22 protein-coding genes are annotated in these 24,030 nt (G+C 67.1%); 11 read left to right on the top strand and 11 right to left on the bottom strand.

All coding sequences use genetic code 11. From position 1 onward, the window contains the following. Window positions 1–56: 56 nt before the first annotated feature. The gene (locus AC1DGI_RS13385; RefSeq protein ID WP_441403582.1) at window positions 57–335 is read left to right on the top strand and encodes an Lrp/AsnC family transcriptional regulator; all 279 of its coding nucleotides are present in this window, start codon (window positions 57–59) and stop codon (window positions 333–335) included. 111 nt (window positions 336–446) lie between these two features. Here the strand turns inward: AC1DGI_RS13385 and trpD are convergent, their stop codons facing one another. Further along, window positions 447–1,505: an anthranilate phosphoribosyltransferase gene (gene trpD, locus AC1DGI_RS13380; protein ID WP_476899193.1), complete on the bottom strand. Its 1,059-nt coding sequence runs from the start codon at window positions 1,503–1,505 to the stop codon at window positions 447–449. 112 nt (window positions 1,506–1,617) lie between these two features. Between trpD and ctaE the strand changes: the two genes are divergently transcribed. From ctaE to qcrB, 4 genes are all read left to right on the top strand, one after another. Continuing rightward, on the top strand, window positions 1,618–2,292 hold the full coding sequence (gene ctaE / locus AC1DGI_RS13375; protein WP_441401835.1) for an aa3-type cytochrome oxidase subunit III: 675 nt from the start codon (window positions 1,618–1,620) through the stop codon (window positions 2,290–2,292). An 87-nt stretch (window positions 2,293–2,379) separates the two neighbouring features. Next, window positions 2,380–3,168, top strand: a complete 789-nt coding sequence (gene qcrC, locus AC1DGI_RS13370) for a cytochrome bc1 complex diheme cytochrome c subunit (RefSeq protein ID WP_476899192.1) — start codon at window positions 2,380–2,382, stop codon at window positions 3,166–3,168. Window positions 3,169–3,268: 100 nt separating this feature from the next. After that, entirely contained in the window at window positions 3,269–4,339 is a 1,071-nt protein-coding gene (gene qcrA, locus AC1DGI_RS13365) for a cytochrome bc1 complex Rieske iron-sulfur subunit (RefSeq protein ID WP_441401837.1), read from the top strand. Beyond that, window positions 4,317–5,996, top strand: a complete 1,680-nt coding sequence (gene qcrB, locus AC1DGI_RS13360; protein ID WP_476899191.1) for a cytochrome bc1 complex cytochrome b subunit — start codon at window positions 4,317–4,319, stop codon at window positions 5,994–5,996. The genes qcrA and qcrB overlap by 23 nt, the downstream gene beginning before the upstream one ends. A gap of 74 nt (window positions 5,997–6,070) precedes the next feature. Here qcrB and AC1DGI_RS13355 read toward each other — a convergent pair whose 3' ends face one another. Continuing rightward, window positions 6,071–6,838, bottom strand: coding sequence for a GntR family transcriptional regulator (locus AC1DGI_RS13355; protein WP_441401839.1), 768 nt, complete (start codon window positions 6,836–6,838; stop codon window positions 6,071–6,073). Between the two features lie 225 nt (window positions 6,839–7,063). On the opposite strand from AC1DGI_RS13355, the gene AC1DGI_RS13350 reads away from it, so the two are divergent. After that, the gene (locus AC1DGI_RS13350; RefSeq protein ID WP_441401840.1) at window positions 7,064–7,354 is read left to right on the top strand and encodes an HPr family phosphocarrier protein; all 291 of its coding nucleotides are present in this window, start codon (window positions 7,064–7,066) and stop codon (window positions 7,352–7,354) included. A gap of 107 nt (window positions 7,355–7,461) precedes the next feature. On the opposite strand, the gene AC1DGI_RS13345 is transcribed toward AC1DGI_RS13350, so the two are convergent. The 5 genes from AC1DGI_RS13345 to AC1DGI_RS13325 all read right to left on the bottom strand — a co-directional run bounded on the left by AC1DGI_RS13345 (window position 7,462) and on the right by AC1DGI_RS13325 (window position 12,691). Beyond that, the gene (locus AC1DGI_RS13345; protein WP_476899190.1) at window positions 7,462–7,863 is read right to left on the bottom strand and encodes a cytochrome c oxidase subunit 4; all 402 of its coding nucleotides are present in this window, start codon (window positions 7,861–7,863) and stop codon (window positions 7,462–7,464) included. Beyond that, window positions 7,860–9,584: an aa3-type cytochrome oxidase subunit I gene (gene ctaD / locus AC1DGI_RS13340; RefSeq protein WP_476899189.1), complete on the bottom strand. Its 1,725-nt coding sequence runs from the start codon at window positions 9,582–9,584 to the stop codon at window positions 7,860–7,862. Before ctaD ends, AC1DGI_RS13345 begins: the two co-directional genes overlap by 4 nt. Window positions 9,585–9,596: 12 nt before the next feature. Beyond that, on the bottom strand, window positions 9,597–10,475 hold the full coding sequence (gene ctaC / locus AC1DGI_RS13335; RefSeq protein WP_441403585.1) for an aa3-type cytochrome oxidase subunit II: 879 nt from the start codon (window positions 10,473–10,475) through the stop codon (window positions 9,597–9,599). 203 nt (window positions 10,476–10,678) lie between these two features. Further along, window positions 10,679–11,068 carry a HesB/IscA family protein gene (locus AC1DGI_RS13330; RefSeq protein WP_354236247.1) on the bottom strand — a complete coding sequence of 130 codons (390 nt, stop codon included), beginning with the start codon at window positions 11,066–11,068 and terminating at the stop codon, window positions 10,679–10,681. Window positions 11,069–11,266: 198 nt separating this feature from the next. After that, window positions 11,267–12,691, bottom strand: coding sequence for a M20/M25/M40 family metallo-hydrolase (locus tag AC1DGI_RS13325; RefSeq protein WP_476899188.1), 1,425 nt, complete (start codon window positions 12,689–12,691; stop codon window positions 11,267–11,269). Between the two features lie 74 nt (window positions 12,692–12,765). On the opposite strand from AC1DGI_RS13325, the gene AC1DGI_RS13320 reads away from it, so the two are divergent. Next, window positions 12,766–13,365: a DUF3043 domain-containing protein gene (locus AC1DGI_RS13320; RefSeq protein WP_441402959.1), complete on the top strand. Its 600-nt coding sequence runs from the start codon at window positions 12,766–12,768 to the stop codon at window positions 13,363–13,365. Between the two features lie 97 nt (window positions 13,366–13,462). Here the strand turns inward: AC1DGI_RS13320 and AC1DGI_RS13315 are convergent, their stop codons facing one another. Then, complete coding sequence (locus tag AC1DGI_RS13315; protein WP_476899187.1) at window positions 13,463–14,536, bottom strand: quinone-dependent dihydroorotate dehydrogenase; 1,074 nt, start codon at window positions 14,534–14,536, stop codon at window positions 13,463–13,465. Window positions 14,537–14,638: 102 nt separating this feature from the next. Between AC1DGI_RS13315 and AC1DGI_RS13310 the strand changes: the two genes are divergently transcribed. Genes AC1DGI_RS13310 through AC1DGI_RS13300 form a run of 3 tightly spaced genes read left to right on the top strand, consistent with a single transcriptional unit; the run spans window position 14,639 to window position 18,400 of the window. Beyond that, window positions 14,639–16,312 carry an FAD-binding dehydrogenase gene (locus AC1DGI_RS13310; RefSeq protein ID WP_476899186.1) on the top strand — a complete coding sequence of 558 codons (1,674 nt, stop codon included), beginning with the start codon at window positions 14,639–14,641 and terminating at the stop codon, window positions 16,310–16,312. A gap of 22 nt (window positions 16,313–16,334) precedes the next feature. Beyond that, the gene (locus AC1DGI_RS13305; RefSeq protein ID WP_476899185.1) at window positions 16,335–17,321 is read left to right on the top strand and encodes an alpha/beta hydrolase; all 987 of its coding nucleotides are present in this window, start codon (window positions 16,335–16,337) and stop codon (window positions 17,319–17,321) included. A 26-nt stretch (window positions 17,322–17,347) separates the two neighbouring features. After that, on the top strand, window positions 17,348–18,400 hold the full coding sequence (locus tag AC1DGI_RS13300; protein WP_476899184.1) for an alpha/beta hydrolase: 1,053 nt from the start codon (window positions 17,348–17,350) through the stop codon (window positions 18,398–18,400). Here AC1DGI_RS13300 and AC1DGI_RS13295 read toward each other — a convergent pair. The 3 genes from AC1DGI_RS13295 to leuA form a co-directional block, all read right to left on the bottom strand. After that, window positions 18,346–19,200, bottom strand: coding sequence for an isoprenyl transferase (locus AC1DGI_RS13295; RefSeq protein ID WP_476899183.1), 855 nt, complete (start codon window positions 19,198–19,200; stop codon window positions 18,346–18,348). The two genes, AC1DGI_RS13300 and AC1DGI_RS13295, sit on opposite strands and share 55 nt — an antisense overlap. 20 nt (window positions 19,201–19,220) lie before the next feature. Next, a complete protein-coding gene (gene recO / locus AC1DGI_RS13290; RefSeq protein ID WP_476899182.1) occupies window positions 19,221–19,976 on the bottom strand; it encodes a DNA repair protein RecO in 756 nt (251 codons plus the stop codon). Window positions 19,977–20,075: 99 nt separating this feature from the next. Then, window positions 20,076–21,815 carry a 2-isopropylmalate synthase gene (leuA, locus tag AC1DGI_RS13285; protein WP_476899181.1) on the bottom strand — a complete coding sequence of 580 codons (1,740 nt, stop codon included), beginning with the start codon at window positions 21,813–21,815 and terminating at the stop codon, window positions 20,076–20,078. 252 nt (window positions 21,816–22,067) lie between these two features. Between leuA and AC1DGI_RS13280 the strand changes: the two genes are divergently transcribed. Continuing rightward, entirely contained in the window at window positions 22,068–24,020 is a 1,953-nt protein-coding gene (locus tag AC1DGI_RS13280; protein ID WP_476899223.1) for a M13 family metallopeptidase, read from the top strand. The last annotated feature ends 10 nt before the right edge of the window (window positions 24,021–24,030 follow it).

Below are 24,030 nucleotides of genomic sequence, written 5' to 3'. Positions count from 1 at the left end.
CTCCTGGGGCAAGCAAGAAGCCAGAACCGGCGCAACAGGTCCCGAAAGGTTTACACGTGGTCACCGCTATCGTCCTGATCAAAACAGAGGCCTCCCGTATCCCCGAGACCGCGGAAGAGATTTCCGCCATTCAGGGCATCAGCGAGGTTTATTCGGTCACGGGAGAATGGGACCTGATTGCCATCGCCAGGGTCGCCAAGCACGAGGACCTGGCCGATGTCATAGCGGACAAGCTCTCCAAGGTACCGGCCGTGGTGCACACCACCACCCAGATCGCCTTCCGCGCCTACTCGCAGCACGACCTCGACGCGGCCTTCGCCCTCGGCTTCGAGTAACAGGCACAGACAGAAGCGGGGCCCGGCAAACCAGCCGGGCCCCGCTTTTGCGTTTTGCGGCTGCGTTTTGCAACTGCGCCTTGCGGCCGCAGCACTATTGGCCGACGGACCTCAGCCCCGGGTTAGGGCCACCCACCGGTCCAGCACCGTGGCCGCCGCACCGGAGGAAATCGACTCTTCGGCCCGCTTCATGGCAGCGGCCATCCGCTCGGTGAGCGGACCGACGGCGTCGAGGTCGAACGCTACCAACCCGGCGGCGGCGTTGAGCAACGCGGCGTCGCGTGCCGGACCGGGCTCGCCGGCCAGGACGGCACGGACGACGGCGGCGTTGGCCACGGCGTCCCCGCCGCGCAGTTCGGCCAGCGTCGCCTGGCGGATCCCCAGCTCGCGGGGATCGAAAATCTGCTCGACGACCTCGCCGTTGCGGATTTCCCACACGTGGGACGGGCCGGTGGTGGTCAGTTCGTCAAGGCCGTCGTTGCCGCGGAACACGAGTCCCCGGCTGCCGCGCTTGGCCAGCACCCCGGCTACCAGGGGCGCCATCTGTTCATTGGCCACTCCGACGGCGGAGGCCTGCACGTTGGCGGGGTTGATCATCGGGCCCAGGAAATTGAACGCGGTGGGAACGCCGAGCTCCCGGCGCGCGACGGCGGCGTGCCGCATGGAGGGATGGAACACCTGGGCGAAGCAGAAGGTAATTCCGGCTTCCTCCGCGTTCCGGGCCACCCGCGGAATCGGCAGGTCCAGCCGCACGCCCAGCGCCTCAAGGACGTCGGCGGAACCGGAGGTGGACGAGGACGCACGGTTGCCGTGCTTAACCACCTTGGCCCCCGCACCGGCACAGATCAGGGCGGCCATCGTCGAGATATTGACTGTGTTCTGCTGGTCTCCGCCGGTTCCGACGATGTCGAGCTTCTCGCCCGCTATCTCGATCGGATTGGCGTTGGTGATCATCGCTTCGACCAGTCCCGCCAGTTCGTCCACGGTCTCACCCTTGGACCGCAGTGCGACCAGGAAGCCGGCCACCTGCGCGGGGCTGGCCTCGCCGGACATGATCGAACCCATGGCCCACTCAGTCTCGTCCGCGGTTAGGTCCGTTCCGTTGATAAGGGCGCCGATGAGACGCGGCCAAGTCTTTCCTACCGCCTGAGCAGATGCCTGAGAAGTCACGTTCTGATGCTATCGAGCCGGTGGCCGCAATGCCCAATGTGAGGGGGCCGGGGAACTTTTCCGCGCAATTTCGCGTCTTTGTAGAAAAAGTCCTTCCGAAACGCGGTTTGCGTTGGGCACTCAGGACTTTTACAGACATAATGTCTATGTGACATCTGCGACCCATGCCCCCAGTACCCCGGCGCACCCGACGCTGAATCGCCCGAACATGGTTTCCGTTGGAACCGTTGTCTGGCTGTCCAGTGAGTTGATGTTCTTCGCCGGTCTCTTTGCCATGTACTTCACACTCCGTTCGACTTCCGGACAGATGTGGGCTGAAGAGACAGCCAAGCTCAACTTCCCGTTTGCGCTCGTAAACACCATCGTCCTTGTGGCAAGTTCTTTTGCTTGCCAGATGGGCGTCTTCGCCGCCGAACGGCTCCAGCCGCGCAGGCTTGGCGGGCCCCTGAGCTTCACCCGTTGGGGAATGAACGAGTGGTTCACGCTCACATTCATCATGGGTGCGTTCTTCGTGGCCGGCCAGTCGACCGAGTACGCCATGCTCGTCTCCGAGCACGTCTCGCTCTCTTCGAATGCCTATGGCTCCGCGTTCTATATCACCACCGGCTTCCACGGCCTGCACGTGATCGGCGGCCTCGTGGCGTTCCTGCTCATCATCGGGCGGTCCTTCGCGGCGAAGAAGTTCGGGCACTTTGAGGCAACCTCGGCGATCGTCACCTCTTACTACTGGCACTTCGTCGACGTCGTGTGGATCGGCCTCTTCCTGGTCATCTACGTCCTCAAGTAGCCAAGCCTTGACTCTCTTTCTACAAGAGGCAGAATTTCAACAAGCGGCTCCCGGAGCCCACGCAGGATCGAAAAAAGGAACCACCACGTGAAGGCACTTTCGCAGAAGCGACGTCACCCACTGGCAGCAGTAGCCCTGTTGCTGATGGGACTCCTCATCACTGGTGGGCTGTACGCCGTCGCCACCACCGTCAACCAGGCCAAGGCCGACACCACCAGCTTCAGTGCAAGCGACGCAGAGCAAGGCGGCAAGTTGTTCGCCGCTAACTGCGCCACCTGCCACGGCATGGGTGCCAGCGGCTCAGCCACGGGTCCGTCGCTCGTTGGCGTCGGCGCCGCCGCCGTTGACTTCCAGGTTGGCACCGGCCGTATGCCCATGCAGATGAACGGCCCGCAGGCCTACAAGAAGCCCGCCCAGTTCAACGATGAGCAGACCCACCAGCTTGCGGCGTACGTTGCTTCGCTCGGCCCCGGCCCGTCCATCCCCGAAGCGGGTGTCCTCGACGAGAAGGGTGATGCCGCCAAGGGTGGCGAACTGTTCCGCACCAACTGTGCCATGTGCCACAACGCTGCTGCAGCCGGCGGCGCGCTGACCAGGGGCAAGTTCGCTCCGGCCCTCGCCGACGTCTCCGGCAAGCACATCTACGAGGCCATGGTGACCGGCCCGCAGAACATGCCGGTCTTCTCCGACGCCAACATCTCGCCCGAGGGCAAGCGCGACGTCATCACGTTCCTGAAGCAGATTGAATCCAACGGCTCCCCGGGCGGCAACGACCTGGGCGGTCTGGGTCCGGTTTCCGAAGGCCTGTTTGTTTGGATTGCCGGCCTGGGCGTAATCATCGCCTTCACCATCTGGCTGACTTCGCGGACGTCCTAGACACCCGCGTCACCTGTAAGAATTGTCTGCTGATCCGTCAGCAGGTCGAATTGAAAACTAACTCGACGCTGGTCGAGACGAGAGAAGGATGAGGCGAATTATGGGCAACCATAGTGACGGCAGTCCGAACCACTCGGGCACCGTAGCTACGGCTGGTCAGAATGAGGTGGAGAAGTTCCAGGATCCTGGAATTCCCCCGCATCGTTTGCGCCTGGCCGACACGGACCCGAGAGCCGCGAAGCGAGCGGAACGGCAGGTGGCCATTCTGTTCGGTGCCTCGGTCGTTGGCACCCTGATATTCCTGGTGGCGTACTTCGCCATCGATCTAGGACCTGACTCCTCGATCGGCACCATCCGGCTGCAGAACACCCTGCTCGGCATCGGCACCGCCTTTGCCATGCTCGGCATCGGCACCGGCATCGTGCACTGGGCCAAGGCCCTCATGCCGGACCACGAGGTTTCCGAAGAGCGTCACGCCATCCGGACCGAAGACGACCGCTTGGCCGCCGTCCGGATCGTCGACGACATCGTCGAGGAAACCGGCATCAAGCGCCGCCCGCTGATCCGCAACACCCTGCTTGGCGCCGTCGCGCTGGCTCCGCTGCCCGCCCTGGCGGTCTTCGGCGACCTGGGCCCGCGGCCGGACAAGACGCTGGCGCACACCATGTGGGCGCCGGTGGACGGCAAGCACAAGCGTCTCACCCGCGACCCCGATGGCACCCCCATCAGGGCAGCGGACGTCACCATCGGCTCGGCTTTCCACGTGATTCCGGAAGGCCTCAACGAGCTGCAAGAAGGCAAACTGAACGAGAAGGCCAAATCCGTCGTCCTGCTCATGCGCCTGAACCCCGACTCCCTTAACCCCTCCGCGGGCCGGGAGAACTGGAGCTACAACGGCATCGTTGCCTACTCCAAGATCTGCACCCACGTTGGTTGCCCTGTTGCGTTGTACGAGCAGCAGACCCACCACCTGCTGTGCCCGTGCCACCAGTCAACCTTCGACCTGACCCAGGAATGCAAGGTTATCTTCGGCCCGGCCAGCCGTCCGCTCCCGCAGTTGCCCATCGCCGTCGACGACGAGGGTTACCTTTACGCCACGAGCGACTTCAAAGAACCTGTCGGACCTAGCTACTGGGAGCGTGATGAGCATGAGCGCAACATCAACAGCTGACACCCCCACTTTCGTCGCCAAGACCAAGGGCGGCCGCATCACCGATTTCGTTGACCAGCGTGTCGGAGGATCCGGAATTCTCCGGGAATTCGGCCGTAAGGTCTTCCCCGACCACTGGTCCTTCATGTTCGGCGAGGTGGCGCTGTATTCCTTCGTCATCCTGCTGCTCTCCGGTACCTTCCTGACGTTCTTCTTCGACCCGTCGATGGCCGAAACCCACTATCAGGGTTCCTACCTTCCGCTGAACAACGTCGAAATGTCGGTGGCCTACAACTCGTCGCTGAACATCTCCTTCGATATTCGCGGCGGCCTGTTCATGCGCCAGGTCCACCACTGGTCGGCCCTGCTGTTCGTCGCCTCGGTGAGCGTGCACATGCTGCGCGTCTTCTTCACCGGCGCCTTCCGCAAGCCCCGTGAAATGAACTGGGTGGTGGGCAGCGTCCTGCTGATCCTGGCCATGGCTGCCGGCTTCACCGGCTACTCCCTCCCCGATGACTTGCTCTCCGGCAACGGCCTGCGCATCATCGACGGCGTGATCAAGTCCATCCCGGTCATCGGCACGTACATCTCGTTCTTCCTGTTCGGCGGAGAATTCCCCGGCACCGCCATCATCGGGCGGCTGTACATGCTCCACATCCTGCTGGTCCCCGCGCTCATCCTGCTGATGATCGCCGCCCACCTGTTCATGGTGGTCGTGCACAAGCACACCCAGTACCCCGGCCCGGGACGCAACGACGGCAATGTCGTCGGCTACCCGCTCGGCCCGGTTTACGCGGCGAAGGCTGGCGGCTTCTTCTTCATCGTGTTCGGTGTCATCGCCCTGATGGCCGGGTTCTTCACCATCAACCCGATCTGGAACTACGGTCCCTACGACCCCTCCCCTGTCTCGGCCGGTACCCAGCCTGACTGGTACATCGGCTTCGTTGACGGCGCGCTGCGCCTGATGCCGGGCACCTTCGGGAACTGGCACGTCGAGCAGATCTGGTTCGGCCACATGTTCAGCTTCAACGTGCTGCTGCCGGCACTGGTCCCGGCGGGCATCCTGTTCACCGTGATGTTTACCTACCCGTGGATCGAACGCTGGATCACCAAGGACGACCGCGAGCACCACGTCCTGGACCGTCCCCGCAATGCCCCGACCCGGACGGGCATCGGCGTCGCCGGTTTCGTTTGGTACTGCGTGATGTGGGCCGCCGCAAGTTCGGACCTCATCGCCACGCACTTCCACGTGTCCTTGAACGACGTCACGTACTGGCTGCGCGCGCTGTTCTTCATCGGACCGATCCTCGGCTTCATCGTTGCCAAGCGCGTCGCCCTGGCCCTGCAGCGCAAGGACCGGGAGATTGCCCTGCACGGCCGGGAGACCGGCCGCATCGTGCGGCTGCCGCACGGCGAGTTCATCGAGGTGCACGCCCCGCTGGACGAGTACAAGCGTTACAAGCTGGTCGGCTTCGAATCCCCGACCGTGCTGCCGGCCCAGCCGAACAGCAACGGCGTCGTCGACCGCAAGGAGAAGCGCCGCGCGATGCTCTCCAAGTGGTTCTTCGAGGACCGGGTCGCCCCGGCAACCCCGTCCGAGCTCGCGGCGGCGCACAGCCACCACGGCGAGCACGAGGCGATCGATGTGGCTGCTGAGCAGAAGAGCCTCAGCCACTAAGCACCGCCAGAGTCAGCGAAAAGGCCCGGTCCACCAGGACCGGGCCTTTTGTGCGTTCCACCGCGACCGACGGGTCAGGGGCGGTAGCCGTTCGCGTAGTTCCGCGTCGGCCGGACGCCGGGCCGCTGCAGGGGCACCCAGAGCTTGTAGCGGTCGGCGCGGTAATAGGAGACGGAGTAGTCGACCATGGCGCGGGCGACAAAGGCGTGCCGTTGGATCTTCAGGAGCGGCGACCCGACCTCGACATTCAGCAGGCGGGCCGTGGACGGCGACGCCGCCGTCGCCTCGATCATGTCCTCGCCCCACTCCATGACCAGGCCGTAGCGCTCGCTCAGCACGTTGTAGAGCGATGTCGGCGGCTCGCCGTCGAGCAGCCCAGGCACCCGGTGCGCAGGGATGAAGTTTTCATCGACGCTCATGGGCTCATTGTCGGCCAGCAGCAGGCGCCGGAACCGAACCACCTGGGTCCCCTCCTCGAGCTGCAGCTCCCGGGCCAGGAAGGCACTGGCGCCGATCTGTTCGAAGCTGAGCACCTTGGCCGCCGGAACCATGCCGCGGCGCTGCATTTCCTCGCTGTAGGACGTGAGTTTGACCTGCAGGTCCAGCTTGGGCTTGCGCACGAAGGTGCCCAGGCCGACGACGCGCTCGATCACCTCTTCGCCGACGAGCGCGTCGATGGCCTGGCGCACGGTCATCCGGGCCAAACCAAACCGTTCCGAGAGGTCCCGTTCGGAGGGGAGCGCCGATCCGGGCGGACACGCGCTCGCGATGTGCGCGCGGAGGATCTCCCGGAGCTGCACGTAAATGGGGACGCCGCTGTGCCGGTCAATCTCGCCGGCCATCCGGGCCGCCTTAGATTCCACGGAAAGGCCTGCTGAAGTGCTTCATACCTAAAGCGTAGGTCACGGCGCCCTCAGGTCTAGACCACAGGCGTGTCCGGGTTCGCTCACCGCTCCTCCCCCGGCTACGCTGGGAAGGCCGTAAACGGCGGCCGCGGCGCGAAGACGTCCGGCCCACCCCAGCACCCATTGCCGGCCTGCCCGGCGACCTCCGATAAGGGAGCACAGTTGCCAGCACGCAAGGCGGTCGTCCAGGCGTCGGTCGGACTGCACGCCCGGCCGGCGGCGGCCTTCGTCCGCGCCGTAACGCAGAGCGGACTGCCCGTCACGATCAGTAAGCAGGGCCGGCCGGGCGTCGATGCCCGTTCCCTGCTGGAGGTCATGACCGAGGATTTTTCCTGCGGGTGCGAAGTGGAGCTGGCCGTTGCTGCCGAGGCCGTCCCGGCAGGCGCCGGCCCCGGGACTGCTGAGCGCGTCCTGGCGGCGCTGTGCGCCCTGCTGGAGTCGCAGTCGGGCTGACCCGGCCGTCCCGCGCGCCCGGCACAGCGCGGTGCCGCAGCACACACGCAAACGACGGCGGGCCCCACCATTTGGTGGGGCCCGCCGTCGTCGATCGAGTGCGTGTACTAGTGTGCGTGGTCTCCGCGGCTGTATTCGTAGACCCAGCCAATGAGCGCGACGATAGCCAGGCCACCGGCGATGAAGGTGATCCAGAAGCCAATGGCAATCCCCAGGAAACCACCGGCGCAGGCCAGGCCGAGGACCAGAGGCCACCAGCTCCAAGGGCTGAAGTGGCCCTGCTCGCCGGCACCCTCGTGGATCTCCGCATCGCTGCGGTCCTCCGGGCGCATGCCCACGCGTCGACCGGTGAAGCCCAGGTAGGCGCCGATCATTCCGGCCAGGCCGCCGAGCAGCAGCACCCCAAGGATGCCGACCCACTCGGACCAGTGCGTCAGGAATCCGTAGATGACCGAGACCGGGATGAAGAAGAAGGCTCCGAGTCCAAAAATCCGTGATTCGATCTTCACAGCGCTTGATCCTTCTGGTCGGCGTTACCGAGCGTCGCTGCCGCCGGGGCAGGCGAGGCGGCGGTGTAGTGCTGGGCGAGCTCGGGGTGGTGCAGGTCCAGGGCAGGACGCTCCGAGCGGATCCGCGGCAGCGAGGTGAAGTTGTGCCGCGGCGGCGGGCAGGACGTCGCCCATTCGAGCGAGGCCCCGAAGCCCCAAGGGTCATCGACCATGATCTTCTGGTCGCTGCGCCAGGTGATGTACACGTTCCAGAAGAACGGGATCAGCGAGGCGCCCAACAGGAAGGACGCATAGGTCGAGAACTGGTTCATCCAGGTGAAGTTGTCCTGCGGCATGTAGTCCGCGTAGCGGCGGGGCATGCCCTCGACGCCGAGCCAGTGCTGGATCAGGAAGGTGCCGTGGAAGCCCAGGAACAGCATCCAGAAGTGGATCTTGCCGAGCCGCTCGTTGAGCATCTTGCCGGTCCACTTGGGCCACCAGAAGTAGAAGCCGGCGAACATCGCGAACACCACGGTGCCGAAGACCACGTAGTGGAAGTGGGCCACCACGAAGTAGGAGTCGGAGACGTGGAAGTCCAGCGGCGGTGAGGCCAGGATGATGCCGGTCAGGCCGCCGAAGAGGAACGTCACCAGGAAGCCGATGCTCCACAGCATCGGGGTTTCGAAGGTGATGGAACCCCGCCACATGGTGCCGATCCAGTTGAAGAACTTCACGCCGGTGGGAACCGCGATCAGCATCGTCATGAAGGAGAAGAATGGCAGCAGGACCGATCCGGTGACGTACATGTGGTGTGCCCACACCGTTACGGAGAGGGCAGCGATGGAGATCGTCGCGTAGACAATGCCCTTGTAGCCGAAGATCGGCTTGCGGCTGAACACGGGGAAGATCTCGGAGACGATGCCGAAGAACGGCAGCGCGATGATGTACACCTCGGGGTGGCCGAAGAACCAGAAGAGGTGCTGCCAGAGCACGGCTCCGCCGTTTTCGGGATCGAAGATGTGTGCGCCGAAGCGGCGGTCCGCACCGAGGGCGAACAGGGCAGCGGCCAGCGGCGGGAATGCCATGAGCACCAGGATGGAGGTGATCAGCGCGTTCCAGGTGAAGATCGGCATCCGCCACATGGTCATGCCCGGGGCACGCATGCAGATGATGGTGGTGATGAAGTTGACGGCACCCAGGATGGTGCCGAAGCCCGAGAGGGCCAGGCCGAAGACCCAGAGGTCACCGCCGATTCCCGGGCTGAAGGTGGTATTCGACAGCGGCGCGTAGGCAAACCAGCCGAACGAGGCTGCGCCCTGCGGGGTGATGAAGCCGGAGACGGCGATCGTGGAGCCGAAGAGGAAGAACCAGAAGGCCAGCGCGTTCAGCCGAGGGAAAGCGACGTCGGGAGCACCGATCTGCAGCGGCATCATCACGTTGGTGAAGCCGGCGAACAGCGGTGTCGCGAACATCAGCAGCATGACGGTGCCGTGCATCGTGAAGAGCTGGTTGTACTGCTCTTTGGTCTGCAGGATCTGCATTCCCGGTTCGAAAAGCTCGGCCCGGATCAGCAGGGCCATCACGCCGCCGAAGCAGAAGAACACGAACGACGCGATCAGGTACATGAACCCGATGGTCTTGTGGTCGGTCGAGGTGATCCAGTTGACGACGATGCGTCCCTTGGATTTGGGTACTACGGGAGCCTCAAGGGTCCCTGAGGGCTGAGAGTAGGTTGTTGCCACGTCGCGCTCCCCTTACTTAGTCGCGGTCGGGGTCGGGGCCGGGTTACGGTCATACTCGTCGCCGAGCAGCCCGGTGTTGCCGCTTTGGCGCAGCTGGTCCAGGTGAGACTTGAACTCGGATTCGGAGACGACCTTCACACGGAACAGCATCTCGGAGTGGTACTCACCGCAGAGTTCGGCGCATTTGCCGTCGTAGGTCCCCTCCTTGGTGGGGGTGAACCGGATGTAGTTGGTCTTGCCCGGGATCATGTCGCGCTTCTGCAGGAAGGCGGGAACCCAGAAGGAGTGGATGACGTCGCGGGAGTTCAGCTCCACGTCAACCGACTTGTTGACCGGCAGGTACAGCGTGGGCAGCTTTTCCTTGTCCACGTCGTTGCCGGTGAGGTGCGCCTGGACGCCGGCCTCGTGGACGTCGTCGGTGATGACGTCGCCCTTCTTGTAGTTGAAGTCCCACGCCCACTGCTTGCCTCGGACGTCAACGACGACGTCGGCCGGCTGGTCGCGGTTGTCGATCGCCTGCTGGTCACGGTCGGTGAAGTAGAAGAACACCAGGACCATGAATACCGGAATCGTCAGGTAGAAGACCTCGAGCGGCAGGTTGAAGCTGTTCTGACGGGGGAACCCGACGGTCCCCTTCCGCCGCCGGTACGCGACGATGCACCAAATCATCAAACCCCAGGTGATGACACCCACGACAAGGGCGGCAATCCATGAGTTGACCCAGAGGTCCATGATGCGGTCAGTGTGGTTGGTGGTGCCACGCTCAGTGGGCAGCCACCCTTTCTGTACCTCTGGTGAACATCCAGTCAAAGCCAACGCGCCGGCTAGTGCCAAGCCAGTGATCGTAGTGATCTGTTTGCGTCGGCTGCCGGTTCGGTTCTGCGAACTCACAGACGGCCCTTCCTACTTGTTGCTGTCGCCCGGCCGCCGCAGCGTTCCGGGCACACTAAAAGTTTTACTACTCGGTGTAGAGCTTACCGCTCCGCACGAGTTTTCGCCCACATGTCCGCGCCGTGCGTGGCGGGCGATTTTCGGGTTGTAGTCAACCACCCCCGGACGGCACTAAGGCCGGGCTGGCGGCCCGGCCTTAGTCCTTAGTGGAAGGAATCCCCGCAGGCGCAGGATCCGCCGGCGTTCGGGTTGTCAATGGTGAATCCCTGCTTCGAGATGGTGTCCTCGAAGTCGATGCTGGCCCCGCTCAGGTAGGGGACGCTCATCTTGTCGACGACCACCTCGACGCCGTCGTAGTCGCGGACCGCGTCGCCCTCGAGGAGGCGCTCGTCGAAGTACAGCTGGTAGATCAGTCCGGAGCATCCGCCGGGCTGCACGGCCACGCGGAGGCGAAGATCAGTGCGGCCCTCTTGTTCCAGCAGGCTGCGGACCTTGCCGGCCGCGACGTCGGTCAGCTGGACCTCGTGGCTGGCCAGTTCCTGGTCCGCCTGGACGGTGGTGTCGGCGCTGTGTTCATTGGTTGTAGTGCTCATGGCCTACCTTCTTACGACGGTCGTGGCGGCTCCGCCTGCGCGGCGCCCGCCCCTACTTAACGGTATGGGCTATAGCTACATGCTACGTCGATCCGCGGTGTAGCTCTAACTCCTGACGTAACCGTCCATGCCGGCTGGGTGTTCCCCGACAAACGCGAAAAGCGTGGCAGCCGACCGACGGCAGTATCTGCGGCCAGCTCAGGCCAGGCCCTCCGCGTTCAGCCGGGCCAGCAGGAGCGCCTCAGCGATGATCGCGTTCCGGAAGTCGCCCAGGTGGAGCGACTCGTTGGCACTGTGTGCCCGCGAGTCAGGATCCTCCACGCCGGTGACGAGGATCTGCACGTCCGGGTACAGCTCGGTCAGGTCGGCGATGAACGGGATGGAACCGCCGATCCCGGTCTCGACCGCCGGTACACCCCAGGCCTCGCCGAGGGCCCACATCGCCATGCTGGCGGCGGCCGATGTGGTGTCGGTGCTGAAGGCGCTGCCGGTCTCCCCCGGGGTAAACACCACTTCGGCGCCGAACGGCGCGTGTGATTCGACGTGCCGGCGTACTGCCTCCATGGCCTCGGCCGGATCCTGGCCCGGGGCGAGCCGCAGGCTGAACTTGGCGCGGGCGCGCGGGAGCAAGGTGTTGGAGGCGACGTCCACGGCGGGCGCGTCAAAACCGATGATGGACAGCGCGGGCTTGGTCCAGAGGCGCGAAGCGATGCTTCCGGTGCCGGCGAGCCGCACGCCGTCGAGCACCGAGGCGTCGGCGCGGTACTCCTCCTCGGTGAGGTCGACGGCGACGTCGTCGCGGCCGACGAGGCCCTCGATCGCGACGCTGCCTTCATCGTCGTGCAGGGTGGCGATCAGCCGGGCCAGCAGCGTCGGGGCGTCCAGGACTGGTCCGCCGAACATGCCGGAGTGGACGGCGTGGTCCAGGACCTTCACCTCGATGGTGCCGTCCACCAGGCCCCGCAGGCTGGTGGTGAGGGCCGGGATGCCTACCTTCCAGTTGGACGAGTCGGCGACGACGATCACGTCCGAGCGCAGCAGTTCCCGGTGGGCTTCGAGGAAGGCGCGGAAGGTCGGCGATCCCGCTTCCTCTTCACCTTCAAAGAAGAAGGTCACGCCCAGGCCCAGCTCCTCCCCCAGCACCCGGGTCACGGCGGAGTAAGCGGCGACGTGCGCGAGGATGCCTGCCTTGTCGTCCGCCGCGCCGCGGCCGTATAGCCGGCCGTCGCGCTCGACGGCGGTGAACGGCTCGGTCTCCCAGAGCGCCAGGTCGCCGGTGGGCTGGACGTCGTGGTGGGCGTAGAGCAGGATGGTGGGCTTCCCGGCCGCGGCGGGACGTCGTGCGACGACGGCCGGGCCGCCGGGGGTGCCGTCCTCCTTGTCACAGCGCAGGATCCGGACGTCCTCGAACCCGCTGGCGCGGACCAGTCCGGCGACGGCGTCGGCGCTGGCATTCAGCGGAGCAGGATCGAAGCTGGGCCAGGCGATGCCCGGGATGGCTACGAGTTCCTTGAGCTGTGCGACCGTGGCGTCGAAGGAATCGGTGACGGCGTGGCGGAGGGCATCGGCATTGATCGAACCGACGGTTGAGGGCTGCGGGATCCCCGCGGAAGATGAAGTCATGGCCAAAACACTACCCGTGCGGGGGCCGCTGTGGGCTGGGTCTCGGGCCCGCCCCCGCAGGGTATTCTGTATGGGTGTTTGGACGTAAAAAGGAAGCGCCCTCGGCGCAGGACGTAGTTGACCAGCAAGTGGCCGAGGCAGCAGCCCGGAACGCCGTCATCGGCAAGGGCGCGCCCACACCAAAGCGGAGCGCCCAGGTGGCCGCCCGCAAGCGGCCGCTGGTTCCGGAGGACCGGAAGGCCTCCAGGGCGGCCGAGCGCACCGCGGTTGCGGACCAGCGCCTCAAGATGCGCCGCGCCATGGACACCGGGGATGAGAAGTTCCTGCCGGTCCGGGACAAGGGCCCGCAGAAACGCTTCGCCCGCGATTACGTCGACGCCCGGTTCAGCCTGGGCGAGTACCTGATGTTCGGTGCCCTCGTGTTTGTCGTCATTTCGCTCCTGGTTCCGGCGAGCAGCGAGCAGATGATCTACGTCCTCGGTGGTTTCTGGGTCATGTTCCTGGCGGTGTTCGTGGACGTCTTCATCCTCTCCCGGAAGCTCAAGGCGCGCCTGAGTGAGAAGTTCGACGAGGTTGAGCGCGGCACCGTCTGGTACGGCTCGATGCGCTCCCTGCAGTTCCGCCGCCTGCGTCTTCCCAAGCCCCAAGTCAAGCGCGGCGAGTACCCCGCCTGACTTCCGCCAGTGTAGAACTTGGCCAGACTGAAGCCCCCGGCAGTTTTTGAACTGCCGGGGGCTTTTCTGCCGCGCGGCCCTGTTTGCACCTGCCCCGTCAGCGGCGGCTGGGCGCCTTGGCCAGCTCACGGTTGATCCGCGCCGCCCAGAAGGGGCCCTCGTAGAGGAACGCGGTGTAACCCTGCACCAGGGTGGCGCCGGCCGCGAGCCGGTCCCGGACGTCCTGGCCGGACTCCACGCCACCGACCGAAACCAGGGTGATCGCGCCGCCGGTCACGGCCCTGAGCCGGGCCAGCACTTCGAGCGAACGTTGCTTGAGCGGGGCGCCGGAGAGACCGCCGGCCCCGCACGCCGCGATGCGTTCCGCGCCGGAGACCAGGCCGGTGCGGGCAACAGTGGTGTTGGTGGCGATAATGCCGTCCAGCTTCAGCTCAAGGGCCAGCCGGGCGACGTCGTCAATGTCGTCGTCGCTGAGGTCCGGCGCGATCTTCACCAGCAACGGCACGTGGCGGCCGGCCGCGGTGTCTGCCGTCTCCCCCACGGCGGCCAGCAGCGGGCGCAGGGATTCGACGTCCTGCAGCAGCCGCAGCCCGGGCGTGTTCGGGGAACTGACGTTGACCACCAGGTAGTCCGCCGCCGGGGCCAGGCTGCGGGCACTGACCAGGTAGTCCGCCACCGCGTCCTCCAGCTCCACCACCTTGCTCTTGCCGATGTTGACGCCGATCACCGGGCGAACCGCGGGATAGCGGCGCTGCAGGGCGGCGCGTGCCGAGCGCAGCCGCGGCGCCACGGCCGCGGCGCCGTCGTTGTTGAAGCCCATCCGGTTGATCACCGCGCGGTCCTGGACCAGGCGGAAGAGCCGCGGGGCAGGATTGCCCGGCTGCGCCTGCCCCGTGATGGTGCCCACCTCGACATGGCCGAAGCCGAGGTCGGTAAGTGCCTCGATCCCGTGGCCTTCCTTGTCAAACCCCGCGGCCAGCCCGAACGGGGACGGAAACGTCAAGCCGAAGGCCTCGGTCCGCAGCGAGGGCGCCGGGGCGGTGAGGCGCTGCAGCAGCCGGCCGGCGCCGCAACGGTTGGCCAGCCGGATGGCCCGGAACCCAATCCGGTGGGCGCGCTCGGCGTCCATCCAGGAGAAGGCAAACCGGAAGAAGGTGGGATATACGCGCATGCCCCTAGTTTTCCGGTTCCTGCTGCGCAAACCAAAATCCCGGCCCGAACCGGACACACCAATCGCGGCAAGAGGAACCCCGACGGGCACTAGCATGAAGCCATGACCAGCGACGATGCAGCCCCCAGCCACCGGATCGAAGCGGACGTCGTCGTTGTCGGCGCCGGGCTCGCCGGGCTGGTGGCCGCGGCCCAGGCGTATGCGGCAGGCCGGCGGGTGGCGGTCCTGGACCAGGAGCCCGAAGCCTCCGTTGGCGGCCAGGCGCACTGGTCCTTCGGCGGCCTCTTCCTGGTCAACACACCCGAACAGCGGCGGCTCGGCGTCCGCGACAACGCCGGACTGGCCCTCACCGACTGGCTCTCTTCGGCCGCCTTCGACCGTCCCGAGGATGCCCTCGCCCGCCAGTGGGCCGAAGCCTACGTAGACTTCGCGGCCGGCGAGAAACGCGCCTGGCTCGCGTCCCTCGGCGTCGGACTGTTTCCACTCGTGCAGTGGGCCGAGCGCGGCGGCTATGGCCCGGATGGCCACGGCAACACAGTGCCCCGGTTCCATGTCGCCTGGGGCACCGGCCCGGCACTGGTCGAGCCGTTCCTTGCCAAACTGCGCGAAGGCGAAGCCGCCGGCCGGGTGTCCTTTCACTTCCGGTACCGGGCCACCGAACTCACGACGACGGCGGGCCGGGTCAGCGGTGTGCGGGGCGAGGTGCTCGCCGCAAGCGCCGCCGCGCGCGGCGAACAGTCTTCCCGCACCGCCGCCGGCGCCTTCGAGGCCGCCGCCGGGGCCGTGGTCGTAACCAGCGGCGGCATCGGCGGGAACCACGGGGCGGTCCGCCGGCAGTGGCCGGCCGGGGATGCTCCCGCCTCCATGCTCAGCGGCGTGCCGGCGTCGGTGGACGGCGGCTTCCTCGACGCCGTTCACCGCGCCGGCGGCCGCCTCATCAACGGCGACCGGATGTGGCACTACCCGGAAGGCGTCCACAACCACTCCCCGGTCTGGCCCCGGCATGGCATCCGGATCCTGCCCGGGCCCTCGGCGCTCTGGCTCGACGCGACGGGCCGGATGCTCCCGGCGCCGCTGTTCCCGGGCTTTGACTCACTCGGCGCCCTCCGGCATATCCTCGGCACCGGGCACACCCACTCCTGGTTCGTGCTGAACAAGGCCATCGCGCTGAAGGAGTTTGCCCTCTCGGGATCCGAGCAGAACCCCGACCTGACGGGCAAGGACGTCCCGCTCCTCGCAGCCCGTCTCAAACCGTCCGGGGACAGCCCGCTGGAACGCTTCCTGGACCGGGGCGTGGACTTCCTGCAGGCCGGCAGCCCCACGGACCTCGCCGCGAAGATGAACGCGCTCACCGGGGCGCCGCTGATCGAGCCCGGCGAGCTCGACCGGCTGATCCGGGCACGGGACCGGCAGTTCGCCAGCGGGCTCGGGAAGGATCCGCAGCTCGCGGCCATCCGGGCGGCCCGGCGGTTCACCACTGACAGGATCATGCGGGTCGCACCGCCGCACCCGATGCTCGACCCCAAGCACGGGCCCCTGCTGGCGGTGCGCCTCTCCGTCCTGACCCGTAAGAGCCTCGGCGGGATCCAGACGGATCTGCAGTCGCGGGTTCTGGACGGCTCCGGGTGGCCGGTGGCCGGGCTGTACGCCGCCGGCGAGGCCGCGGGGTTTGGCGGCGGCGGCATCCACGGCTACCGCGCTCTGGAAGGGACCTTCCTGGGCGGGTGCCTGTTCTCCGGCCGGGCGGCGGGCCGCGCCGCGGCCGCCGCCCTCTGACCGGGGTTCGGGGAGAACACCGGTGGAGTGGCACACCGACATCCTGGGCGACGACTTCGCGGCCTGCGCCTTCGAGGCGGCAGGTCCGGACGGCGTCGTACGCACGGCCACGCTGGTGCGGCACGTCCCCGCCGCCGGCGCCGGCCGGGTTCCGCGGCGGGCGGTGCTGTTCCTGCACGGCTGGAGCGACTACTTCTTCAACGAGGAGCTCGCGAAGTTCTGGACTGGCCAGGGCTTCGCGTTCTTCGCGCTAGACATGCACAACCACGGCCGGAGCCTGCGGCCCGGCACCCACGGCGGCTACGTGGCGGATCTGGCCGACTACGACGCCGAGATCACCGCCGCGCTCGGCATCATCGAAGCGCTGGGACCGAAGGGCTCACCGTCCCCGCCGGTGACCCTGATGGGGCACTCCACCGGCGGACTCATCGCGGCCCTGTGGTCAAGCCGGCACCCGGGAGGCGTCGCCCAGCTTGTCCTCGACAGCCCCTGGCTCGAAATGCACGGCAGCCCGGCCCTCCGGCGGGCCGCGAAGACCATGCTGGGGCCGTGGGCCCGCTTCCGGCCCGAGTCCGTGATCAGGCTCCCCGAGCGCGCCTTCTACTGGCGCAGCATCAGCAGCGCCGCCGAAGGCGAATGGCTCCTGGATGACAACTACCGGCCACCGCAGGCCTTTCCGGTGCGGGCCGGCTGGCTCAGCGCCGTCCTGGCCGGCCAGTCCCGGGTGGCCCGGGGGCTGAAGATCGATGCGCCCATCCTGGTGCTGATCTCCGGCGCCAGCGCCAACGGCATGTTCTGGCAGGAGTCGATGCGGCGCTCCGACGCGGTCCTGGACGTCAACACGATCGCCCTGCGCGCCTTGAGCCTGGGACGCACCGTGACCTTGGAACGGATCGACGGCGCCCTGCACGATGTGTTCCTCTCGGCGCCGGCAGTCCGCGCCGACGCCTACGCGCGGCTGGCTCGTTGGATCCGCGCCTACGGCCCGGCCGACGGCGGCACCGCGTGAGGGGTCCGGACGTGAGAGGTCCAGGCGTGAGGGGCCCCGCGGCGCAGCCGCGCTGGCAGGAGGATGCGCTGGGAAGACGCTTCGAGTCCTTGGAGTTGGGCCTGTGCCCGGACGACGAAGGGCCCGTCGTCGCCACCCTGGTGCGTTCTGCCGCCCCGGGCCGCCCGGCCACGGATGCACCGCCGAACGTGGTCCTCTACCTGCACGGCTGGGCCGACTACTTCCTGCAAACCGAACTCGCCGAGCGGCTGGTGGCCGGCGGCTTCCACTTCTATGCCCTGGACCTGCGCAAGTTCGGGCGCAGCCTGCGGGATTGGCAGACCCCCGGCTACACGGCCGACCTGGCGGTCTACGACGAGGACCTCGCGGCCGCCCTTGCCGCCATCACGGCCGACGTCGCCGCCCGCACCGGCCATTCCGGCGCGCCGACGGTCCACCTGCTCGCGCATTCCTTGGGGGGCCTGGTGGCGGCGCTGTGGGCGGACCGGAATCCGGGGGCACTGGGCACCCTGATCCTGAATGCGCCGTGGCTGGAGCTGCAGGGCAGCAGCCTGATCCGCAACATCGCCATGCAGCTGGTGGAACCGCTGGCGCGAGCGGACCCGCGGCGGCCGTTGCTGCTGCCCGGCATGCCCGGCTACTGGGACAGCGTGAGCAGCACGTCCCACGGCGAATGGGACCTGGACCCGCACTGGCGGCCGAGGGCATCGTTCCCGATCCGGCCCGGCTGGACGAAGGCGGTCCTGGCCGGCCACGCGGCCGTGCAGCGGCGGCTTGACATCACTTCACCGGTGTTGGTGATGCTCTCCGGCCGCACCCGGATCCAGGCCGAATGGTCCGAAGCGCTGATGGACGTCGACGCCGTGATCGACGTGGAGGAGACGGCACGCCGGGCCCTAGGGCTGGGCCGCCGGGCCGCGGTCTTCCGCTACCCGGGCGCCATCCACGACGTCTTCCTCTCCCGCCGCGGAGTGCGGGAGGAAGCCCACGGCGACTTGCTGCTCTGGCTGGACCTGTACCGGACTCAGGCCGGGCCGGCCGGAGCGGCCGGCGCCGCGGCGTCCACCGCCCCGCCGTAGCGGCGGTCCCGCCTGGCGTAGATTTCGACGGCGTCCCACAGGGTGCGGCGGTCCACGTCGGGCCACAGCGTGTCGAGAAAGACGAATTCGGCGTAGGCGGACTGCCAGAGCATGAAGTTGGAGAGCCGCTGCTCGCCGGAGCTGCGCAGGAACAGGTCCACGTCGGGCAGATCCGGCTCGTCCAGATACTTCTGGATGGTCCGTTCGGTGATGGCACCGGGTTTGAGCCGGCCGGTGGCGACCTCTTCGGCGATGGCGGAGACGGCGTCCGCGATTTCCGCCCGGCCACCGTAGTTAACACACATGTTCAAGGTGCAGGTGGTGTTGGCCCGGGTGTAATCCTCGGCCTCTTCGAGCTCCCGGATCACCGAGCCCCAAAGCTTGGGCCGCCGCCCGGACCAGCGGATCCGGACGCCCCACTCATCGAGCTGGTTCCGCTGCCGACGCAGCACGTCCTTGTTAAATCCCATCAGGAAGCGCACTTCCTCGGGCGAACGGCGCCAGTTCTCGGTGGAGAACGCGTAGACGCTGACGTGCTCGATGCCCAGTTCGATGGCCCCGGCCATGACGTCAAGCAGGGCGGGCTCGCCCGCCTTGTGGCCCTCAATCCGGGGCAGGCCGCGCTGGTTGGCCCAGCGGCCGTTGCCGTCCATCACGATCGCGACGTGCCGGGGAATGAACTCGGCGGGGATGGCGGGCGGAACGGCGCCGGAGGCATGCGGGTAGGGCGCCACCACCGGGGCGCTCCGCCGGCGGACGCCCGCCTGCTTCGCCTGGCTCTTCTCCAGGTTTTTTCCCAAGCTTCTTCCCAATGCCACTTTTACGTTCGCTCCACATGTTTGAGGGATTTCAGGACACGTTCCAGATGCCACTGCAGGTAGCTTGCCACCAGCCCGGCCGCTTCGCGGCGGTGCACCGGCTGGGACGCGTCCGCGGCCGGCCAGTTGCCGGTCAGCAGCGCTCCCAGCAGCAGCACTGTCTCCGCGGCGGGCGCGGGCGAGCCCGGCGGCCGGCACTCCGGGCAGACCATGCCGCCCAGCGGGGCGGAAAACGCGGTGTGCGGCCCGGGCGCGCCGCAACGGGCGCAGTCGGTGAAGCTGGGCGCCCAGCCGCCGGTGGACAGTGCACGGAGCAGGTAGGAATCCAGGATCAGCTCGGCGGCGTGGTCGCCGCGGCTCAGCGAAGCCAGTGCCCCGACCAGCAGGTTGTACTGCGCCGTTCCCGCCTCGCCGTCGACGTCGGTGAGCTTCTCCGCGGTCTCGGTCATCGCGGCTGCGACGGTGTAGCGGCCGTAGTCGGCGGCGATGCTGGAGCCGTAGGCGCCCTTCGCGACGGCTTGCGTCACCACGTCCAGGGTGCGTCCGGAGATGAGCTGCAGGTCCGCGACCATGAACGGCTCGAGCCGGGCACCGAAACGGCTGCTGGTGCGCCGGACCCCCTTGGCGACCGCCCGGACCTGGCCGTGGTGCTTGGTGAGCAGGGTGATGATGCGGTCCGCTTCGCCCAGTTTATGGGTGCGCAGGACCACGGCGTCGTCGCGGTAGGCGCGGGCGGCAAAGGAGGAAGGTTGGGCCACAGCTAATCTTCGCACTGACTGTCGGGAAACGCCGCCATCGGAAAACCCCACGCTGCGCCGTCGGTGATCCGGCGGCGCAGCGGGTGGCGGCGGGATCGCTCAGGCGCGGGCGTCCCGGATGGCGCGGTTGACGGCCGAAATGACTGCCTTAAGCGACGCCATGGACGTGTTGGCGTCGATCCCGACACCCCACAACACCCGCTCCCCCACGGCGCATTCGACGTAGGCGGCGGCCTGGGCGCTGCCGCCCTCGGAGAGGGCGTGCTCGCTGTAGTCCAGCACGCGGACGTCGACGCCGTCCTCCCGCAGGATGCTCAGCAGGGCCGCGATCGGGCCGTTGCCGGTCCCGGTGCGGCGCAGCGGTTTGCCGTCCACCTTGAGCGCGGCGGTCAACGTCATGACGCCGTCCTCGTCCGACTCGGTGCTGACCGCGCCGAGGGCGTAGCGTCCCCACTGGGCTTCCGCCGCGGCGGAGGGCAGGTATTCGTCCTGGAACACCTGCCACAGCTGGGCGCCGCTGACTTCGCCGCCCACCGTGTCCGTGCGGCGCTGGATCACGCCGGAGAATTCGATCTGCGCGCGGCGCGGCAGGTCCAGGTTGTGCTCGTTCTTGAGCAGGTAGGCGACGCCGCCCTTGCCGGACTGCGAGTTGACCCGGATCACCGCCTCGTAGCTGCGGCCGAGGTCCTTGGGGTCGACCGGTAGGTACGGGACCTGCCATTCGTAGTCCGCCACGTCCTTGCCGGCGGCTGCGGCGTCCTTCTCCAGGGCTTCGAGGCCCTTCTTGATGGCGTCCTGGTGCGAACCGGAGAAGGCGGTGAACACCAGGTCGCCGCCGTAGGGCGAGCGTTCCGCCACGGGCAGCTGGTTGCAGTACTCCACCGTGCGGCGGACATCGTCGATGTCGGAGAAGTCGATCATCGGGTCGACCCCCTGCACGAACATGTTCAGGCCCAGGGTGACCAGGTCGACGTTGCCGGTCCGTTCGCCGTTGCCGAAGAGGCAACCCTCGATCCGGTCGGCCCCGGCCAGGTAGCCCAGCTCGGCCGCTGCGACACCTGTGCCGCGGTCGTTGTGCGGGTGCAGGGACAGGATGATGCCCTCGCGCGGGTGCAGGTGGCGGCTCATCCACTCGATGGAGTCGGCGTAGACGTTGGGCGTCGCCATTTCGACGGTGGCCGGCAGGTTGATGATGACCTGGCGGTCGGCGGAGGCCTCGAAGACGTCCGCGATCGCGTTGCAGACCCGCACGGCGTAGGCCAACTCGGTGCCGGTGAAGGACTCGGGCGAGTACTCGTAGGTGATGTGGGTGTCTTCGAGGGTCTCTTCGTATTTCTTGCACAGCCGGGCGCCCTGCAGCGCGATGTCGAGGATGCCGTCCTCGTCCTGGTTGAAGACGACCCGGCGCTGCAGCACCGACGTCGAGTTGTACAGATGCACGATGGCCTGCTTGGCGCCGAGCAAGGACTCGTAGGTCCGCTCGATCAGGTGTTCCCGGGCCTGGGTCAGCACCTGGATGGTGACGTCGTCCGGGATGTGGTTGCCCTCGATCAGCTGGCGGACGAAGTCGAAGTCCGTCTGCGAGGCGGAGGGGAAGCCGACTTCGATCTCCTTGTAGCCCATCCGGACCAGCAGGTCGAACATCTTCATCTTCCGGGCCGGGCTCATCGGATCGATCAGGGCCTGGTTGCCGTCACGCAGGTCGACCGCGCACCAGCGGGGGGCCTTGGTGATGACCTTGTCGGGCCAGGTGCGGTCCGGCAGTTCGACCGTGATCAGGTCCTGGAACGGGACGTAGCGGTGGACTGGCATTCCTGAGGGCTGCTGTGCGTTTCGCATGACTTTCGGGGCCTATTCTCTGATTCCTGTTGAGGGGAGGCCGGGGCAACACTAACTCCGCAGCGAGGGTTGGCCTAGCGCTGGATTGCGTCCGAGGCCTCGCTGCGGCAGCTAAGAAGGAGCAGTTCTGCACGCACATTTTCACAGTAACACGGGTGCGTAAGATGAAGGGGCCATACCTCATACACGTCCACCATGCAGACGCTGTACCGGTCCCAGGCCGAGTACAGCTCCCCCTTCGAAGGAGCAGCAGTGCCGCTTTCCGGGATCGACCAGACCTCTATTGACGCCGGAGTCCGCCCCCAGGACGACCTCTACCGGCACTTCAACGGCGGCTGGCTGAAGAGCACCGCCATACCGGACGACCGGCCGCTGGAGGGCACGTTCACGGCGCTGCGCGACGACTCGGAAGTGGCCGTCAAGGAAATCATCCTGGCGGCGGCCGGCCGGGGCGACGCCGCGACCGGGATCGAACGCAAGATCGGCGAACTGTACAACAGCTTCATGGACGAAGCCGCAGTGGAGGCCAAAGGCTCGGAGCCGATCCGCGCACGGCTGGCCGAGGTATTCGCCACCGGTTCAGTGGCCGAACTGGTCCAGCTCGCCGGCCGGCTGTTCCGGGCCGACGTTTCCGGGCTGTTCTACATCTACCCTGCACCGGATGCGGGCAACCCGGACCGGATCCTGCTCTACACCGGCCAGGCCGGCCTGGGGCTGCCGGATGAGTCCTACTATCGCGACGAGAAGTTCGCGCCGATTGTCCAGGCCTACCGCCAGCACATCGGCACCATGTTCGGGCTGGCCGGCGTCGCCAACGCCGACGCGGCGGCCGCCCGGGTTATAGAGCTGGAGACGTCCCTCGCCTCGCACCACTGGGACAAGGTCACGCTGCGCGACCCGCAGAAGACCTACAACCTGAAGTCGGCCGAGGAGGTCGCTCAGCTCTTTCCGCTGCTCTCCGCCTGGTTCGATGCCGCTGCCATCGCCCCGGAGAAACGGAGCGAGCTGGTGGTCAGCACCCCGGACTTCTTCGCGGGCGCGGCGGGGCTGCTGGAATCGGTGCCGCTGGCCGTCTGGCAGGAATGGCTCGCCCTGCGGGTGGTCAGCGCGGCGGCACCCTATCTTTCCGCCGCGTTCGTAGACGCGAACTTTGCCTTCTACGGCACCACGCTCAGCGGCACCCCCCGCAACCGGGACCGCTGGAAGCGGGGCGTCGCCGTCGTCGAGGCCGCCCTGGGCGAGGCCGTCGGGCAAATCTACGTGGCCCGGCACTTCCCGGAAAGCCACAAGGCGTCGATGCGCGCGCTGGTGGGTAACCTGACCGAGGCGTACCGGGGTTCCATCTCGGACCTGGCCTGGATGGGTGAAGAGACCAAGCTGGAGGCCCTGAAGAAGCTGGATTCCTTCCGCGCCAAGATCGGCTACCCGGACAAGTGGATCGACTACTCAGCGGTCGAGATCGACCCGGCGGATCTGCTGGGCAACGTGGAACGCGCGCACAGCGCCGACGTGGACCGGCACCTGGACGAGGTCGGCAAACCCGTGGACCGGGAGAAGTGGCTGATGACACCGCAGACGGTGAACGCCTACTACCACCCGCTGCTCAACGAAATAGTCTTCCCGGCCGCCATCCTGCAGCCGCCGTTCTTCACCGCCGACGCCGACGACGCCGTGAACTACGGCGGCATCGGGGCGGTGATCGGCCACGAGATCGGCCACGGCTTCGATGACCAGGGCTCGCAGTACGACGGCAGCGGGTTGCTCCGGAACTGGTGGACCGAGGCGGACCGGACGGCTTTCGAGGCGCTGACCTCGAAGCTCGTGGCGCAGTTCGACGCCCTCTCCCCGGCGGAGGCAGCGGGCCAGCATGTGAACGGCAAGCTGACGCTGGGCGAGAATATCGGCGACCTCGGCGGTCTGGCCATCGCGTACAAGGCGTACCTGCTCAGCCTCGACGGGCAGGAGCCGCCGGTGCTGGACGGGCTGACCGGCGCCCAGCGCTTCTTCGCTTCCTGGGCAGCGATCTGGCGGCAGGTGATCCGCAGCGAGGAGGCGGTCCGGCGGCTCGCCACCGATCCGCACTCCCCCAATGAGTTCCGCACCAACGACATCGCCCGGAACCTCGATGCTTTCCACGCGGCGTTCGGGACTTCGGAGCAGGACGGCATGTGGCTGGCGCCCGGGGAGCGCGTCAGCATCTGGTAGCGCCGGCCCC

This window comes from Arthrobacter sp. 05N428_2 (genome assembly GCF_056397065.1).
The sequence above is the reverse complement of the archived record's forward strand: the minus strand, read 5'-3'. Positions and strand labels throughout refer to the sequence as shown.